The 19,266-nt window shown below is 38.5% G+C and carries 14 protein-coding genes; 3 read left to right on the plus strand and 11 right to left on the minus strand.

What is annotated here, in order from left to right; translation table 11 throughout:
* Positions 1 to 2: 2 nt before the first annotated feature.
* From CD03_RS35680 to CD03_RS0102340, 8 genes are read right to left on the minus strand one after another with little or no spacing between them, the layout of a single operon-like run.
* The gene (locus tag CD03_RS35680; RefSeq protein ID WP_052377626.1) at positions 3 to 1,073 is read right to left on the minus strand and encodes a glycosyltransferase family 2 protein; all 1,071 of its coding nucleotides are present in this window, start codon (positions 1,071 to 1,073) and stop codon (positions 3 to 5) included.
* Entirely contained in the window at positions 1,051 to 2,037 is a 987-nt protein-coding gene (locus tag CD03_RS0102310) for a glycosyltransferase family 2 protein (RefSeq protein WP_027292247.1), read from the minus strand. The genes CD03_RS35680 and CD03_RS0102310 overlap by 23 nt, the downstream gene beginning before the upstream one ends.
* A 32-nt stretch (positions 2,038 to 2,069) precedes the next feature.
* Positions 2,070 to 3,515 (minus strand): lipopolysaccharide biosynthesis protein, encoded by a 1,446-nt coding sequence (locus CD03_RS32120; RefSeq protein WP_052377627.1) that lies wholly within the window; start codon positions 3,513 to 3,515, stop codon positions 2,070 to 2,072.
* A gap of 12 nt (positions 3,516 to 3,527) precedes the next feature.
* Positions 3,528 to 4,733: a polysaccharide pyruvyl transferase family protein gene (locus CD03_RS0102320; RefSeq protein ID WP_027292248.1), complete on the minus strand. Its 1,206-nt coding sequence runs from the start codon at positions 4,731 to 4,733 to the stop codon at positions 3,528 to 3,530.
* A complete protein-coding gene (locus CD03_RS0102325) occupies positions 4,733 to 5,785 on the minus strand; it encodes an acyltransferase family protein (RefSeq protein ID WP_027292249.1) in 1,053 nt (350 codons plus the stop codon). The genes CD03_RS0102320 and CD03_RS0102325 overlap by 1 nt, the downstream gene beginning before the upstream one ends.
* Positions 5,786 to 5,806: 21 nt before the next feature.
* Entirely contained in the window at positions 5,807 to 6,739 is a 933-nt protein-coding gene (locus CD03_RS0102330) for a glycosyltransferase (RefSeq protein ID WP_027292250.1), read from the minus strand.
* The gene (locus CD03_RS0102335) at positions 6,736 to 8,439 is read right to left on the minus strand and encodes a hypothetical protein (RefSeq protein ID WP_027292251.1); all 1,704 of its coding nucleotides are present in this window, start codon (positions 8,437 to 8,439) and stop codon (positions 6,736 to 6,738) included. The genes CD03_RS0102330 and CD03_RS0102335 overlap by 4 nt, the downstream gene beginning before the upstream one ends.
* A gap of 24 nt (positions 8,440 to 8,463) precedes the next feature.
* Positions 8,464 to 9,204: a helicase associated domain-containing protein gene (locus tag CD03_RS0102340; protein ID WP_160295861.1), complete on the minus strand. Its 741-nt coding sequence runs from the start codon at positions 9,202 to 9,204 to the stop codon at positions 8,464 to 8,466.
* Between the two features lie 286 nt (positions 9,205 to 9,490).
* Between CD03_RS0102340 and CD03_RS0102345 the strand changes: the two genes are divergently transcribed.
* The 3 genes from CD03_RS0102345 to CD03_RS0102355 all read left to right on the plus strand — a co-directional run bounded on the left by CD03_RS0102345 (position 9,491) and on the right by CD03_RS0102355 (position 15,825).
* Positions 9,491 to 10,246 (plus strand): LytR/AlgR family response regulator transcription factor, encoded by a 756-nt coding sequence (locus CD03_RS0102345; RefSeq protein WP_027292253.1) that lies wholly within the window; start codon positions 9,491 to 9,493, stop codon positions 10,244 to 10,246.
* 159 nt (positions 10,247 to 10,405) lie between these two features.
* Complete coding sequence (locus tag CD03_RS0102350) at positions 10,406 to 13,807, plus strand: hypothetical protein (RefSeq protein ID WP_027292254.1); 3,402 nt, start codon at positions 10,406 to 10,408, stop codon at positions 13,805 to 13,807.
* A 53-nt stretch (positions 13,808 to 13,860) separates the two neighbouring features.
* Positions 13,861 to 15,825, plus strand: a complete 1,965-nt coding sequence (locus CD03_RS0102355; protein WP_027292255.1) for a sensor histidine kinase — start codon at positions 13,861 to 13,863, stop codon at positions 15,823 to 15,825.
* 146 nt (positions 15,826 to 15,971) lie between these two features.
* On the opposite strand, the gene CD03_RS35685 is transcribed toward CD03_RS0102355, so the two are convergent.
* The 3 genes from CD03_RS35685 to CD03_RS0102370 all read right to left on the minus strand — a co-directional run bounded on the left by CD03_RS35685 (position 15,972) and on the right by CD03_RS0102370 (position 19,246).
* Complete coding sequence (locus CD03_RS35685) at positions 15,972 to 17,102, minus strand: hypothetical protein (RefSeq protein ID WP_052377628.1); 1,131 nt, start codon at positions 17,100 to 17,102, stop codon at positions 15,972 to 15,974.
* 99 nt (positions 17,103 to 17,201) lie between these two features.
* A complete protein-coding gene (locus tag CD03_RS0102365; RefSeq protein WP_027292256.1) occupies positions 17,202 to 18,596 on the minus strand; it encodes a sensor histidine kinase in 1,395 nt (464 codons plus the stop codon).
* A complete protein-coding gene (locus CD03_RS0102370; protein WP_027292257.1) occupies positions 18,593 to 19,246 on the minus strand; it encodes a response regulator transcription factor in 654 nt (217 codons plus the stop codon). The genes CD03_RS0102365 and CD03_RS0102370 overlap by 4 nt, the downstream gene beginning before the upstream one ends.
* Positions 19,247 to 19,266 lie beyond the last annotated feature (20 nt).

The following is a 19,266-nucleotide window of genomic DNA, read 5'->3' on the forward strand; positions in this document are numbered from 1 at the left end:
TTCTAACTCATCCATTTATGGATTATGTTTTTCTTCTTTATTAAAAAAAACTGACTCCATAGGAAGACTCTGCTGGCTGTTACCGGATATTTCGAAATTACGCGGTAAATCAGCTGCTTTCGCTTATGTATTGTCTTTTGATACTTTTCTGTCTCGGCTTCCAACAGCCTGATTAAGCTTTCCCATACATCTTTTTTATCTGCCTCTACCATACGAAATAACTGTATGCAGATAGTATCCAGATAACTTTCTGTCATTTTACTGCGAATCTCTGCATATACCTCTTTCTGGCATATAATAACCCTTTCCCGGAAAGCTTCGATCATGGAAAGATGACGTATATCCAGAAAAAACTTTTTATCCATAATACTTCCTGGCCGTTTTCTGTAAAAATATAACTGGCTGGCGGTTACAACTGCATATGGGATTTTATCAACCAGCTGGTGGATAATTAATTCATCTTCATGCAGCTTTCCAGGAGAAAAACGACACGTGCAGAACAAGTCCCTAGAAAACAATTTATTCCAGGCTATAATAATTGTCGTGTTCTTTTCATCGCATCCTGTATATGCCAGTGACCGCATTAGCTCTGCTTTGTCCTTTATGACTGGTTTGTCAGAAAGTTCTTTATCAAAATTCAGGTCTGCATCCTGTTCAAAAACCAGGAAGCTGCATATTGAAACTAAAGCATGGCATTCAATAATGTTCCGGTATAAAATTTCCAGATATCGTGGATGGACAATATCATCAGAATCAACAAAACACAAATATTCTCCGGAAGATTTCTCAATCCCTCTGTTTCGAGCCGCAGATAATCCTTGGTTATCCTGTGTAAAATACTGTATTTTTTCAGATGTCTTAGACAAGTCTCTGCATATTTCACCGGAATGATCGGTAGATCCGTCATTAATAAGGAGAATTTCCATGTCCTGGTAAGTCTGGGAAAGCAGAGAATCCACACATGCTTTTAGATAAGGTTCTACATTATATACCGGTACAATTACACTGATCATTCCATTACTTCCTTTCCTCCATTCCCCTGGATTTTCTTTATTGCTTATAATAATGTTCAAAGAAAAATATCCTTTTTTTCATCAGCCATATTTTAACCTTCATCTTATTTCTTCTGCTTACTGCATTCGCCAGGTAATATTTAAATTTCGGATTCGTTAACATCTGATATTCTTTTTCCAGTTTTAACTTCCAGGAAAACTTTTTATTTCTGCGTACCTCCTTTGAAAACATCAGCATTTTATGAACCAGATCCGCATAGTAATGTGACATATCTATATTATGCGGCAGAAGACAGATCTCAAGTTTCTCTCCTAAGAGCATAATTGCTTTATCTGTATCTTCATGGTATTTCGTTGTCAATGCACCGGGGCGGAAATAGTTATAACGGTAAAGTGCTTTATCGATTACTTTCAAATACTTTGAACAGTTTATTAAATCCATTGAAAAAATTAAATCTTCCAGAAACCAAAAATTCTCGTGAAAACGTATGTTATATTTTTTTAAAAACTCTGTTCTGACCATCTTATTCCAGGGTGCATTAATTAAAAAATCATCATACATTTTCCGAAACCTCGTCGTAACAAATCTGTCTTTTCTTCCTGAAAAACGCTTGCCAATCTGATAAGAAACCAATTTTCCTTTACGGTACAGATGAAAACCACAGATTACAAAATCAACATAATCTTCTTTCATTTCCTTACACATGTTAGAACACGAATCTGTTTCCAGGGTATCGTCACTGTCTACAAATAGAATATATTTCCCTTTTGAATGATCAATTCCATAGTTTCTGGCAGATCCGGGACCATTGTTTCTCTTTTTATAATAATGTATTCTGGAATCCCTGCCTGCATATTCTGTACATATGTTCCTTGTATTGTCAGTACTCCCATCATCAATGCAGAGTATCTCGATATTTTTATAATCCTGCTGTATCAGACTCTCCAAACAACATCCAATGGTTTCATCCGAATTATGGATAGGAATAACAATACTTACCAGTTCTTCTGTCTCCCTCTTCATTCCAATTCCTCTCGCATACACTAAGATATCCACTATTTGTCCCGAATATCTTTTATAATATTTATCAGATATTTTCTTTTTATTACTACCGTTAAAACCAACCCCAAAATAAGCAGATACCGAATAATCCAGTTTCCATAAAACACACTAATAACTGACGCGAACATCAAAAAAGCAAATGAGACTGCCAGTAAGTCTGATGTACTGAACAATGGAGATCCGGTGTTAGCTTTGACAACCTTATTGACATAAACGTAATGCATTCCTGCAAAAAGCAGATAACAAAACAGCGTTGTGTAACCTGCTGCTGAATATCCAAACCGGGGAATACAATAATAATTCAGTATAATGTTGGCGGCTGCCCCTATTGTTGAAATGATCATTGCTGCCTTATTTGCATCATAAAAAAACTCAATATTGCAAAATACGCTGTATAGAAAAACAAAAAACATACTGGCTGCAACGGGCGGAATGACTTTTACCGCGTCATAATATTTTTCAGATGCCATTAATCTGATCAGCTCCGGACCGAGTGCTATAAATACTAAAAAAGCAAATGCCATCATAATACCTGCAGACTTCATCTGTCCTGCTACAGCCTTGTATTGGCCCTTTTCAAGTTTCCGGTACTGCCAGGGAATCAGTGCATTATTAATACTGTTAACAATTATTTTCGTTACAAGCCCGGCATTGTAGGCTACACTATATAAAGCTGCAGATTCCAGACCACACATTTTCTGAATCATAATACGGTCAGACTGATCCAGAATATAAGACGAAAAGTAATGGGGAATTAAAGGGATATTAAATATAATTGCAAATTTAATATATTCCCATTTCCAAATCTTTTTACTTTTGCTTAAATTAACCAGGTAAAAGATCATGCCAAAACATGCCTGTACGATAACACACGAAAGTATTCTGGCAATTCCTTTATCCTCCATACAGATAACAGCAGCTAAACCAATCAGAAAATTTGCAGCAGACATAGCTGCTGTTACAAAAACTACACCTCTATAGTGAAAGTCATATCTTTGCCGGATCATCCAGAAATTCAGAGCAGGCGTAAATAACAATTCCAAAAACAGAAACAAGGTAATTGTTGTACTTAATTCCGTTAATTGATTAATCTGTTTTCGAAACAACAGATATGCCAGAAAAGCAGTAATTGTCAGTAACGTTGTAATTCCCTGCATGGATGAAGTATACTCTTCTTTATTGTCGTGATATTTGGTCATCCCTTTATTAAATACCCCAAAATCTAACCGGAAAGTGCACACAATGGTAAATACCTGCAGCCATGACAGATAAACACTATATATTCCAAATTGTTCTTTTGTTAAAAGGCGAGTAAACACCGGGGTTGTAATAAGTGAAAAACTTTTTTGTATCACGCTGCAAATAACAAACCAGATTCCGGCTTTAGCGGCTATTGACAGCGTACTGTATTTTTCCTTGATTTTAATTATTCTGCTCACAGACTCCGCCCCTTATCTGCTCTCTCCAAACATAGCTGCCATTTGCTCAGCCATGGAATAAACGTTTTTTTTCCAATCCTTAACCTTTTGCTCAAATTCTTTATTCTCATTGCTGCAAATCAGGGGGATTTTATTTACTAAATTCTCTATAGCAAGCCTGTCATTGCGATAACAATTATCCTGGCACCCGATTGCCTCCATAAAATTATCAATTTTAAAATTATAGGATATAGCAATACTCTCAATGTTATAAGAGGCAGATATAATTACTGGATGCATCTTTGAGCTTATCATTACCTGTCCTTCTGAGAGATATCTGCACAGTTCATTTACCTTAGGATTTATGATGATTTCATAATCTTTATCCGGTAAATTTTTTGCGATTTTTTTCGTAAAATTCAAATCAAAATACCAATTTGTGCTCATAACAAAACGTATTTTGAATTTCTGCCCGTAACTCAGAAGCTTTATTATTTTTTTCATCTTAAAACTATATACATAATATTTTAATGTGATTCTGCTTATGAGTTTATTAAAAAAACGGTTTTGTATGAAGTCACCCTGAATCGCAGTGTACTTGGAATACCCGGCTGCCATTACATTTATAACTGGCTTTTTTTGCTCTTTACCTGAAATATAGGTATCTGATATTATGATTGCAGTGTCTATTCCGAGTGTCACATCTTTATCAGGTAAAAATTTTCTGATCAGATTAAAAGTATCCTTATCACGGACATTTATATAGTCGCAGGCATTCATTGCAGTTTTAAAATATCTCCTGTTCACTGCACTTGTTATAGGACCAATGGATTGCCCGATAATAGCAATCTTTGCCTCCTTACGCTTTGCTATCTCTATTTCCAGAATACGGGCTATAAACTGTCGCTTCCAGCGATCATTAAAATACCCTCCGCCTGCCATAACAAATAATGTACTTTCATCAAGACTATCTGAAAATTCATCCAGAAGAAACGCTTTTGGTTCTCTTAGTACCTCCTCAATCCCGGATAACGTATTTAACCCGCATCGATCTACTTTTTTATGTACGGATTCCAGCGATTTCATTTCATGGTGATAATAAAAATTTTGCGGATCATAGGAATAAATCGTCAGATTGTTCCGGGGAAAAAAATTTTTTAATAAGTATATGGTACAGCGGGCGATTGCTTCATCTCCGATATTGCCATAGCTCCATCCGCCAGATAATACTATTTTCATTATGTTCTATCCCCCCTTATAAATCTTCCTTGCAGCCGGACTGCCGCTAACTTTAAGATTACAGGTACGCATACTCCAACTAATGTATAACAGATCCACCACAAACCCCCGGTCTCTATAACCGGATAATCTGACAGGCGCGAAACCGGCAGTCGGTATATTATGATGATGATTAAACTTACTATTTTAAATGCCAGAAAATGTAATGCCATTATTTCCAGCGAGCATTTGCCTATCTGTATCAAATACTTATTATTCTGAAACCAACCGAAACTGGCAATCACCAATACTAAGCTTATTCCCAGCAAACCGCCTGCTGCAGAAGCACCTATATTATTATATACATCACTAAAATATCCCATCTCATTGAGCCAGGCTATAACACCCAGGGTAGTCACTGCTGATAAAAGAATTGTTTTTCTATACTTGCCAAGAATTCGATCCCAGCCATAATAATGGTAAAGATATCCCATCACAAAGAAAAACATTCCCCCGGAAGCCCTTCTCACAATCATAGGTTTTGGGATTACAGAAATTTTACTGAACAGAAAGCAGCAGAGTGCCACGGCTGTAATAATATAAATTCTGTACCTTTCCAGCCCTAATTTCAGCAAAAGGAAATTACCCGCTGAAAACCCGACTGTTATTATAAATATCGCTATTAAGAACCAAAGTGCACCTGAAAAATATTCTCTATGGCATCCAGTTATAATATCAAAAAAATGTACTTTAAATTCCTTTAACGAATATGCACCGCCTCCATTTTTCGCATCTACCAGATGCAGCAAGGCAAAAATATTATGTAAAACCAGATATCCAATATCATAAGCAAGAAAAGGAAGATAGTATGCCTTTATACTTTTCTTAATACGTATAAAAGGATGTTCTGAATAGAAATCTTTATACAGATATCCGCTGATGAAATAGAACAAGGGCATCTGGAACATCATGACTGCTGTAACAATAAATGTTGAAGTTCCGGAATGTCCAATGCAGACACAAATGATTCCAATTGCTTTTGCTATATCAATAAATTTCAGTCTGTCATTCATTTTTTCTCCTCATACAGCATCTTATTTATTTCTCACTGACATCAACATTTCAACCAATATAGATCTTTTACAGCTGTAATACTTTAGGTACCGCAAAGACAATGGAATTATATTCATCCATTTTTTATTTTTCAATAATTCTATGCGCAGTCTGACAGATTCCTGGTTGTTTCGGATCATTGTCAGGATATCGGGAGCAAGCTTCTTCATTTTTGCATATTCTAGGGTTTGTCTGTGACTGACCAGCAGCATATCCAGGAACTGGATTCTTTTTTCTATCTGATGCATTTTCCTTTTTGATAAGTTGTCAGAATGCAGCCTTCTTTTAAATAATATCCTGTGATAGAGATAGCAGGCATCTTCACATAAAGAGAGTTTCCATATAAATTCATCATGTGCCCAGCCCGAAGTCCAATAGCCTTTGATTTGCTCAAAGAATTGCCGCCGGATACTCATGGCACAGCCTTCGCTTCCGATAAAAATTGTTTTACAGTCCAGATGTATATGCCGGACAGATCCATCATTTTTCATTCTATTCATGATTTCACGGGAGAGTTTTGGTGCATCTTTTGTACATGCATATGGTTCATAATCACATGCCAGCAGTTTTATACCAGGATTATCATCCATAACCTTTACCATGCGCATCACTTTATCATGAAACCAAATATCATCCTGGTCACATAAAAAAATATACTTTCCATGGCACAAATTCATGGTTCGGATAAAATTTCCTGCATATCCGAGATTTTCTTTATTTTTATAAATATGCCATGAGCCGTGAAGATTCTTCTCCCTGATAAAAGATTCGGCTACTAATACCGTATTATCTGATGAACAGTCATCACATATAATAACCTCGTCTACCGTTAGCGACTGTTCATAGACAGACTGTAATTGTTCCTTTATATATCGTTCGCCATTAAAGGCTGCCAACGCTACCGATACTTTCATTCCACTTCCCCTTGTTTTGCAATATAATATGATCCTAAATAATTTCCGCCGGAATAAAATGTGACGGATACTGCATCGCAATCTGGTTCTTCCATATCAATACGCTCTGTAAGATTCACTGGTTGCCGGGGATAATCAACTACCTTTCCTCCATAATCAAGTTTTTCCCCATAATCGCTGAACGGTATATATCCCCCTATATCTGCGGAAAATTCCTGCTCTCCCGATTCTTCACCATTTTTCAGATATCTGATTGTTCCGTTGACAGAATATGCCTGCGTGTTATAATTGCTTAAATTAAACACAAACTGATTATCTTCAACAGATATGCTGCCAATCAGCGGCTCCATACTCCTTGCTGTATTAATTTCCGACATGTTCTGCTGTGAATTTTTGTAATATACTCCAAACCGGTAACCGTCTCCGATAATCGTATTTTGCATCACAACATTTGCAATTGTATTCTTCTTAGGAAAAGAATAGATGGTAAAACCTCCCCCGTTTAAGATACACCGGTTTAACTCTGTGCCATTCACAGCACCATAATCCGGCTGAATCATTACACAGGCATTTGCCACATGATATCCGGGAATATGCGGCATATCAATTCGGACATTTTCCAAATAGATATCATATGCATCAATAGAGTCATATCCTGCTATCTGAATTCCATCAGCATGGGCTTCCGGATTAGTCCCTCCATCGGTAAAATAACTGTCATAGATCTTCACGTTATATAATGCATTTATAAAATCACTCTCTGAATCATGCATATAAATCTTATCTATTACCATATTACATGCTCTTATCATTCCATTCTCAACTTCTCCGTTTCGAAGGGTTATGACAGTATTCCCGCCATTATTTCGATAGTCATTTATAATATTCCCATCGCTCAGATAAAAATCATCTAATAAGACCGGGGTATTCAGATTTGTAAAACGTATATTTTCCGAAGTTCTAAACTGTTCAAAACAATAATTATATTTTTCCGCACTCTTTTCGGTTATCAGAATCCTTCCGTCGCTGCCAATACACTCGGGATACTTTTCTGTAAATTCCTGAAGTTGTTCAGCCGGACTGTAGTATCCTGTATTATTCATATCTGGTATCACATAATTCCAGACCCCACTTGTATCTGTCTGTTTCGTAAGGCTAAGAATGATACTGCTGTCTTGTAAACAGCTTTTCATCTCGAATGTTTCTCCACCAGCTATTCTTATAAGCCATCGGTATGTACTGCCATCTTCCGTATCTGCTGCTGCATATCCATACTTTTGCGCAAGATATCGGATTAAGCACTCCCATGCACCATCCGTGTATGCCGCCGTATAAAAAGCAGAATCCATTGAACCCTGCTGATCAAAATGTAACTCTGCCTCAAAAAGCATATCTGCTATATTGACATTACCGGTGAGAACTTCTCCCGTCGTATCATTTGTAGCAGAAACAGAACTGTTTTTTTCCTTAAACTCAGATACTGTACATCCTATTGCAATGTCATCATTATCTGGAAGGCTGTAATCATTCTTTCTGTCATTTAAACCGGAAGGAAACGTATCCTTTTCAAAGTTCTCCGGTCTGTTTTCTGCTTCCCTGTTCGGCTTATCCGGGAATATCCTTGTAATTTTTACTGCACCTATAATGACAAGGATAACAATCACTAATATACCTGCCGCAACTGCTGCTTTCTCTTTCATATTATCTCCAACATATGTTCTTTCTCACGATCTGCTGCTGCGAAATCCCCACAGCATACCGATTTGATTTAACTTAAGCAATTTACTGCTATCGATATTATTCGTTCTGGTACCTCTGTATTTTTCCCTCTGTATATTTATCCATAATCCAAGCTTTAATCCGGATTCGGTCACGTAATTAAGAGGCACTTTAAGATCACCGTATCGTTCATAATATTCTTTTGCTTCCTGATACCAGTCATCCCATTCCCGCCTTATACGTATCTGCCATCTCATACCCAGCTGCTCCAGTTTTTCAATCTCACTGTCGCTAATCTTTTTTTGCTTATAGCGTTTCCTTTGATAACACAGCCATTCACCTAAAGGAAGATGTTTGTATATGTAGTTTTTCGGAATATCCAGATGCCCATAACTCGAATAGTACCGAACGCAATACTGATACCAGATGTCCCATTGTGTTCGAATTCCCATCGTCCACTCCATTCCAATCTGATTAAGTAACGATATCTGCGTATCACTTATTATATATGAACCTTTTTCATGGTATGCTGCCCTCTGCCGTTCGATCCAGCGGCCTAACAGAAGTCCGTTTTTTGTTTTATACTTGATGGGAATTCTAAGATTCTGATATGTAAGATAATATTCTTTTGCATATTGGTACCACTCTTCCCACTCAAGTCGTGTATACCTGCGTTTACTCGTCCTGACCATAGAATCCACCTTTACGTTTATCCTTTCCTTTGTACCTCGGCCGTTTTCTGCCATGATTTTTTCAAATATAGCAGACTGTTTTGTACCAGTCAACGGATAATAACCCAGTGGATGTCCATGCCGCACAGAGGTCATAATTATTACAGTCCGGTCAGTATATGATCAAAACTAATTCCAGGACCGGCTTAATTCAATGGTACCTTTTTACACAGAGAGGTGTGTTTTATGACGGAGTGGTGGTTGAACTCTAAAATCTTCTATATTATAATAAAATTCGACTTTATAATATTTATCTATATATAAGCATAAGTAGTCTTAAATCAGCAGTGAGGTGAAAAAATTGAAGATAGCTATCGTTGACGATGTTGTAGAGGATCGGCAGGAAGCCATGAGTTACATAACAAGTTATTGTAGTACTTATCATCCGAATCTCCCTATTGAATATGTTGAATTCAACAGCGGCGAAAAATTGCTGATAACATTTCGTCCTGGATTGTATGATATTATATTACTTGATGTCTATATGGATGGAAAAAATGGTATCGAAATTGCAAAAGAGATATATCAAAAAGATCAAACCGCCTGTCTCATGTTTTTTTCAGACAGCGACTTTTATGTACTGGAAAGTTTCTCTGTACAACCTGTCTACTATATCCTAAAACCCCTCTCTATGCACAGAATACAATTTGAAGAAGGGCTTCATCTGTGCTTTGACAAGCTGGAGAAATTAAACGAAAAACCAAAATCCCTAGAAGTTACTATTAATAAATTCAAAGCCCAGCTGCCGCTTAAAAATATTATTTATGTAGACTGCCAGCTGCGCAGATGCCGAATACATATGGTTAACAATGATATTATTATCGTTGCAAACCCCGTCAGTTACTGTATCAATCAGCTTTTAAAAGAGGAAATATTTATGGAATGTTATCGTGAAGTAGCAGTAAACATGGATTATATAAAAAATATATATAACAATTACATTTTACTTACGAATGGTGAACAGCTTCCAATTGCCCGACGTAAAAAGAAGGAATTCCTTAATTTATATGTGAAACATCTTGTTAATAAAGCTGGTGGTCAGGTTCTTTCTCTATAATTCCGGCTTTACAGATCATATAATTTGAAAGAAATCTTTTCTTCCATATTAATATATGATAAAATACATTATCAAAAGCAAAGATTTAAAATACTATGGATTAAGATAGTCTTTTCTGCACGAAAAGGCTATCTTTTATCGCGCCCAAAAGGAGTTTTTATGAAATATTATATAACTATTTTTATTTTCCTTATGTTTCTTCTATCTATGGAAACCGCTGCAAAATCCCCTGATACCATTAGCGAGAATACCGAATCTGCAGCCGGTCAAACAGATAATCAGGCGACGGACCCTGAATCTGACCAGCCGGATATTCAGGACATGGTGTCTACTGCTGATGAACTGGATAGCTGGCTTCGTTCTCATCAGGAGACTGGGGGCTGCGTAACTCTGGCTGATAATATTTCCCTGCCCTCAACGGATACCTACTATACCCGCCAGCCCATTACCATTGAGACAGGTTCTTACGGTCTGGCAGGAGTCTCTTTTAATGGCCCTTTTACCTTTTGCGGTATCGGTACAGATCAACCCGTTCTAAAATCTGCCAACCGGGATTATGGATTATCACTGTTACGAAACAATGGCGCATGTACGGTAATCGCAAGAGGCACTTCAGAGAAGGGAGGAACTGCCATCTATTCCGACAGTACCGTATTACTTGATTCTTCCCTTATTACCGCTTCCGGACCTGGAGCAATTGCAGTTCACATCCAAGAAGGGCAAATTAACTGTGAAGCGGGCAGTATAATAGCAGAAGGAGAAAATTCCAGGGCAATCTTCTGGGAAAATAATACAAATAGTAATGATAATATGCTGCAGACAGCGCAAAACCGGATTGATTTCAGCCGAATTCACGCCTCAGGATTGGGTGCTTTATCCATAGATTCTCCCGCCTCTTTATCTTGGATCTTAACAGAAAATGATATTATTCCTGAATTTTTCCATCAAAATAGTAACCTTTCTATGATTAAGGCTGATCAGTGGAATAAAAAAACAATCCTTAAATCAGCTGTTAGCCATTATCTGTATACAGGTTTGTATAATGTTTGGTTTGTATCCAACGACCCGAGAATTCCTACCAATCCGATATATTTTTCGGTACCCGTTGTATGGGATCCCCCCACTACAGCAGATGCCAATGGAAACTATACAATAAGCGGTCATCTCGGAAGTTACTCTAATGGAATGGTGTTAGTCGAAAACGAAGAAGTGCTTCTTACTGTCCGTTCGGATAATCAGCCCGATCTGACCGCTGCCATCCCCAGTGTAAATCAAAAGGATGCCAGTATTATGTTCCGGTGTTCCGGTTATTCTTCAGATTTTGATTTATGGGGCTCCGATAATCAGGGTCAATCCTGGAAAAAGTACTCCTTTGAACCGGTAACTATTGCATCTGAGTATATACAAATCGGCGGTGATTCTGATAAAGAAACAAATATTCAGCTTGGAAAAGAATATATTTTTTTTCTGGAAAACAAACCGGACAGCAGCTCGCCCGGTCTGCGCTCCGATCTATTCTATTTAACGGTTTACGCTGACGGAAACTATAACTGGAGTACCGGCGCAAATGCTTCTGTCATAGAAAATCCGGAAGAACCCTATTATACAGCATCTACGATAAGCGAACTGACTAACTGGATTAATTCACATAATGAGGTTAATGCAGCGGTACATGTGCAAAACAACTTAATTATTTCCGACATACAACGTCTTGATTCTAATTCACGTTTTTTTGAAATTGGCACTACTTCCATAGATATGGGTCCTTATTCGATTATAGTTGAAGAAGGCGGAGTGCTGTTTTTAAATGTAAATGAATTATATGGTGAAGGTGTCAATCAGCCTTTGATCAAGGTAAAGAATAAAGGAAAGCTGATTCTTATGCAGTCTTTCAGCGGACAGGATCCATATCTGCGTGACTATTACACCATACGATCTGAAGGCGATGGAATGAATGGAGGTACCACCATTTCTTTGGATCCAGGCAGTACACTTTCTGCAGAATATGTGAAAATAATAGCGGAAGGCAATCAGGCAAAAGCAATTGAGAGTCTTGATCCAGATGGTTTTTCCCTGCCTGCAGCTATGTATCTGTCCGTTTCCGGCACAGATAGTACTGCACTTTCCTGTGTTGGAACAGCTGATGTTTTTTACAGTACAATTATTGCACAGGGGCTGAATGCCAAAGCCGTTGAAGCATTACAGGTAAACGCAGATTCTTCTTATTTGGATCCGTTTGAATCTGACTTTATAACAACATATAGTAAATTTGTTGATTTTAATATAGATATTGATCAAATCAATGTCTTACCTTTATATACAAATAGAATTGATGCCTGGATTACCGCACCTGACTATATTTATATTACCGTTGCAAAGGCAGGAGATATGAACAACCTGAAAGCTATCCCCATTATGTGCAAATATGATTTCAGTGAAATCAATACGCTCAAAGCAGGAAAATATCCCCTGTCTGTGCACCTGGAAACTATAGGTGGTATGCATGTACAGAACCTTCCTGAAAATAAGATACTGACTGTAGGTGTACAGGATAAATCCGTCCCCGATATCAGTTTAATCAAAATATTTGCTCCCATATCATCAACGCTTGATGAGGAACCTAAACATACTGTTCGTATCGATACGCTTCATCACTACACATCAAAAAACAGTAAGATCTGGTATTCCACTGACAATGGATTATCCTGGAAGAATGCTGCTGAAGATTTCAACGTATTTTATGATAATTCCAGCATTTATATTGGCGGTCTGATATCCGAGGTTAATTACCTGCTCAAGATGGAGGCTGACAATTCTTCCAATAGCATATCTGAGGAACAAACACCAGATGGATGGTCTGCAGTTCAAAAGCTTTTTATAGAAAAAGACAATAATATTACAGTTATGAATTGGAACGGAAGCCGTGGGGATGGTGACCGGACCGATCAGGAATTACCACCTGGCAACATTGAAACTGAAAATCAGAATATGCAGGATGAAACAGCAGAAGCAAAGCCAGTGCAGGCGGTGACCGATACGGAGACTATTATTTCAGGTACTATACTAAACCAGCTTATGAAAATAAGCCATAATACGGTGCTATTTGAAAAAAACGGAACCTCTCTATATATTCCAAACGATTTTCTGGAAGGTCTTAATTTATCAGAAAATGATATGCTGGCTGTTACCATAAAATCCATAAGCAAAAATTCGTTTTATTTTGCAATTTCTATAAATGGAAAACCTGTGAATAAACTTACAGAAATTTCGGTACAGTTTCCTACAAGCCTTTCTATATCGGCAAACAACAAATACTGCTACGATCAGAACGGTTCTTTCATATCTGAGGCAAAATCCGATTCAGATCTGGGTATTGTAAGCTTTACAATTTCCGATACCGGAACCTTTTATATACAGGAATCTCCCGGGAGTTCATCCTACAGGCATGTTGCCAATGAATCTAAGCTGCAATCTTATATTACAGATCAAGGTGTAAATTCGTTTGTGTTTCTCATTTTCTTTTTCTTGTCTTACATTATAAAAATAAAGAAACATCATTAAAACATTACGGTTAACCAGCATTTTCTTTTACAAAGATCTCCGGAGGATTCAAAATGCAGACTAGACTAATTACATCTTTAATAAATAAGTCCTATAGAAAACAACTAAAATTGATCGTTATAATACTTGTTACTGTATTATCGGCTGTATTACTTTTTCATATTTTATATTACAAAGATAATAAGTATACTAATACTGCACTCCAGCCAGTTAATGGAGTTTTGAATCTTACTGAAGATTTTTTTCCTGAGAAAGATCTTCGATTCCTTACTCATGAATGGGAATTCTATCCGGGTGTATTATTATCTCCGTCTGATTTTACAGAGGGTCCTCCGGACCGTTACCGCCAATACATATCTATCGGGCAATATGGAGGTTTTGAAACAGGCAATCCAGTCCGTTCTCCTCATGGAAGTGCCACATATCGGCTTACTATTAATCTGCCGTCGCCTCAACACGTTTACGCCCTGGAAATTCCGGAAGTTTATTCTGCATATCGTTTATATATAAATAATACCCTGATTGCCCAGATAGGAAATCCGGATGCCGGCCTATATGCACCAGGTCTGCAAAACAAAATTTATTCTTTCAATGGTGAAGGCAGTGTACAGATTATTCTGGCTGTTACCGATTATTCATATTACTTTAGCGGACTGGTCTATCCCCCCGCATTTGGTGATCCGTTTTCAGTCAACTTCAGGCAGGACGTACAGCTTTGTATTCGCATTGCTGTATTTCTAATTTCCATTGGCTGCCTGTTCCTTTCATTTTTTCTTGGAGTTCGGGTTCATCACAGATATGCCCTGGTATTTTCTGCACTTTGCCTGGCATTGAGCGGTTATACCGTTTACCCACTTATCCATACCTTTTTGCTTACCGCTATCCAGCCTTGGTATACAATAGAGCGTTTCTGTTATTTTTCTATGTTTTTGTTTATTGTGTTCCTTCAGAATAAGCTCTGTAAAACAAACAGAATAGCTGCCGTAATCTCTGTAGCTGCATGCATCATGCTTTGTATTCTTTCTCTGGTATGCGGTGTCTTCATGCCTTATTGGAATCTTACTGCATTAAAAGCATGGTCTTATCTGTTTTCCATCAATAAATGGCTAACAGCATGTTATTTAGTTGTAATCGTAATGGCCGCAATGTACCGACAACTTCTGCAGGAATGGTTTATTTTATCCGGAACTTTATTCTATGCCGTTTCTCTTCTGGCAGACCGTATCCTGCCAGCGTATGAACCTGTATATGGGGGATATTTCTCTGAATGGGGCGGTGCCGCATTGATTTTAAGCCTGGGATTTTTATTATGGTCTGAAATATTCGACTCCTATAAGTATCGGATACTTCTTGAAGAGAAACAGCACCATATGGAGCAGCAGCTCTCTATGCAGCATGAACATTTCAATCAACTGCAGGAAAAAATCGAGGAAGTCCGGGCTGTAAAGCATGATCTGCGCCATAATCTGCGAACTTTCCGTACATTGCTGGATTCGGGTAATATACAGAGTATCAAAAATTATCTAAACCAATATGAAAAACAGCCGGCTTTGCAAACGGTACCTTTCACATACTGTAATAATTTAACAGCTGATGCCGTTATCCGGTATTATGTACAAAAAGCCAGCAGTGCACAGATATCTTTTAAAGTTGCCCTTTCCCTACCGGAAGATTTTCCTTTTCCGGATTTTGAATTGTGTATCATTCTTTCAAATCTTTTAGAAAATGCTGTTGAAGCCTGCTGCCGTCAGATAGAACAAGAACAACGCTCAATCTGCCTCCAGGGAAAGTTTACGAATGAACAATTCCATTTGATTGTTTATAACTCTTATGCTGGAAAATTATATAAGAAACATGACCATTTTCTTTCTTCCAAACGGAATGAATATGGCATTGGTATCTCATCCGTCAAAAAAATTATTAAAAATCACAATGGATTATGCTCAATCCAACTGAAAGACAGAGAATTTCAGGTATCGATTTTGATTCCAATCATCACGGAAAATTTATCTGCTTGAACATTCGTACATTTACAAACAGCTATTTAAAATAAAAGTCATAAACCTCATTAGTCCCGCAAAAGTGTAAAAAGCAGAGCGCAAATCTTACTTTTGCGCTCTGCTTCCTATATCATTTTCCCATATTCAGAATTCTTTTTAGTAATCTATTCCTCCCCCGCCGATGGTATCAGATAGGAATTTTCTGCCTCCGCATACTCTGCCTCCGGCATTGATTCCAAAGTTTCCAATGCCTTTTCCGAAGCCTTCAGCGCAGATGCTTTTTCAGCCGGCTCAGAAATCTTAAGGCTGGCATCATAGATGACACCTTTAAATTTCTGATCATATCTGGAAAAAGATAATAGTGCTCTTTCTCCGTTTATCCCGGTCACTTCAATAGTGATATCAGGATCATTATTGGAATAACCCTGACAGCCATATTCCGAAGATGCTGCTTTCCCATTCACAATATCCAGCTTTTCTGCCAGTTCTTTTGCCAGTTGCGTATACTCGCCGGGATTATCCATTAGTTTCTGGTCAAAATCCAGTGACACTTTCTTATCCAGAGTGCGTGAAAAACCTGCATTAAAGCGTTCCCCCGTTACGGCATCGATCATAAAAGAGTAGCAGGTATCTTCCGGTGAGCGGGTATCCCCCAGACGCACATCCCCGCTCCAGAATGCCCTTGGAAATGTTTCCGTACCGGCATTATATGACATATAGATGGTCGCCCCGTTCATCTTTAATCCATAAAGCTCCCACAGCATTTTAGCCCCTGTCTCTGCTGCTGCATCCTGTTTCAGATCCTTCTCAGTTGGAATGCTGTCCTTCGTCAGAGGATCAGAAACCACTTTATAAGTTCCCTTCACATATTTATTTTCCTGCACTTCTCCATTTATCACAGCATCAGCTTCCTGGATTTCTTCTTCTGCTTCGATGGCTGCGTCTACTTTCTTTGCTCCCTTGCTTTCAGTTCCTTCTTTTGCCTCTGCCGTTCCTTCTTTTGCCTCTGCCGTTTCTTCTTTTTTCTCTGCCGTTTCTTCTTTCAACAGATAGCTGGTGGAAACAGTCGCTGTTTTCCCCAATTCTGCTGCCATAACAGCATCGCTCACACCCCCAAATAAAAATGCACATACGCCAATTGCTGCAAATGCACCAGCGATAATCCTGGGAAATTCATTTTTATCACTCTTTTTATTTCTTCTGTTATTTGCTGCAGTATCTCTTCTGCTATATATCTTTTTATCTGTTCTTTTATCTGTTCTGCTGCCTGTTCTTTTACCTTTTCTATTATTCATATTTACCCCTTTGCTTCTGGCATGCCTGCCTTTTTATTCGTATTTGTGATCACATTTCCTATCTTAGACTCCGGAGATTATAAACTTGTAATGAACTTGTTACAGAGTTGTAAACATTACTTTTACCTCGGTTCCTTCCATAAGACCGGATGCGAATTGAAGATGTGCATTATGAAGCTGGGAAATTTGTTCACAGATCGATAGTCCCAATCCGGCTCCGCCTTCCTTGCGGCTTCTGGACTTATCTGCCCGATAAAAAGCTTCTTTTACGTGCTGCAGCTGTCTCTCTGTCATACCTTTTCCATAATCCCGGACGGATAAAACTTTTACATTATCTTCCTGATAAGCTTTTACCTCTATGCAAGACTTCGGATTGCTTGCTTTGATGGCATTGTCAATCAGGTTCACCAGCAGACTTTCCAGAAGTTCTGCATTTCCGGTAATACAATCCATTTGACAGCTGTAGTTAACCGTAATCTCTTTTTCGACAGCCTTACGCAAAGTGGTATTGCTTACAGCATCCAGCAATGATTTCACTTCTATCTTTTCTTTTTTGATTTCATTGTTCCGCATCATCGCCAGGTCCAACAGCTGGTACGCCATGTTTTCCATTCTTTTGCTTTCAGACATGATATAACCGCAGGACATGATTCTGTCTTCTTCTGAAATTACCGCTTTTTGTATATACTCCGCATACCCATAAATTGCTGTTAAGGGAGTGCGCAGTTCATGGGCAAAATTATCTATAAACTGTTGTTTCTGCCTTGCCGCTTCATTCAGGTCAGCTATTTGTTTTTGTATTTCCATTGCCATGTGGTTAAAGCTCTGTGCCATATATGCCAATTCATCATTGCCGGAGACCGGAAGCCGTTTTTCATACTCTCCTGCCGCAATCCCCATGGATGCCTCCGAAATCTGCTTCAGCGGGCGGAAAATCTGATTTAGCAAAATCAGCAGGCAGAATGCCAGACATACGGATAAAACCGTTCCCGCCATATACAGCGTATTCTTTAACCGGTTCCAGGAAGTTATGGTCTCTTCTATATTATAGCGGTATACCAGGGCATAGTCCTCAAAAGGTGCCGGAAGCAGACCCGCCACATAAACAGACGGCTCCTCATTTCCTTTGATGGATACATAGCGCTGTCCTTCCTTATAAGAATCAGTATTTATATCCTCCAGAACTTCCTGCGCCATATTGGTATAAACCAGGTTTACCTTTTTATACACTGCAAGACCCATGCCGTTACCTTTTGCCAGATAGGAATACGGATGCATTAAGCTCTCCATTGAGCCCCCAATCTCTACCCCTCTGCTGTCCAGAGCCTGAAAATCTTTTAATATAGAAGAAACAATCACGTAATGCTCCGCCAGGCATCGTTCTTTTATAACACCAACCTTATCTTTAAATATGATTGCTGACATTACGGTTATTCCGGCGTATAAAAAGAATAAGAACAAAATAAGCGTGGTAAAAAAGGCCCGTTTTTTCATTTCGTGACCTCCAGACGATATCCCATCTTATATACTGTTTTTATATAATCCTCCAGTTCCAGTTTCTTCCGCAGTTTCTGTATATGTACATCCACCGTCCTGGTATCCCCTTCAAAATCATACCCCCAGACAAGCTCCAGAAGTTTTTCCCTGGAGAGAGCAATATTTCGGTTCGTAACCAACGTTTCCAGCAGGTCATACTCCTTTGGCGTACAATCCATAAGCAGGTCATTTAAAAATACCTGATGGCTTTCAAAATCTATTCTGACTTTACCAACCGAATACCCGGTATTCTGTTTTAATGTCCTTCGCAGAACCGCCTCCACCCGCGCCAGAAGCTCCAGCATTTGAAACGGTTTGGTAATATAGTCATCCGCCCCCATTTTTAAACCTTTCACCCGATCCGATAAACCGGTTCTGGCAGTGAGAAATATAGTAGGTGTTCCCTTTGATTCCCGGTATACTTCATATCCGTCCAGCCCGGGCAGCATAATATCCAGGATTAACAGATCAAAATGATTCTGCCCAAGCTCCCGGACTGCTTCCTCTCCATCAAATGCCGTCACACACGTGTGCCCCACAAGCTGCAGATTTCTGCGTACTAATTCATTTATCGCTAACTCATCTTCGACAATTAGTATTGCTGCCATTTTTATCCCCCTTTCATATC

Origin of the sequence: Robinsoniella sp. KNHs210 (genome assembly GCF_000686105.1) — a bacterium.
GTDB classification, from domain to species: domain Bacteria; phylum Bacillota; class Clostridia; order Lachnospirales; family Lachnospiraceae; genus Robinsoniella; species Robinsoniella peoriensis.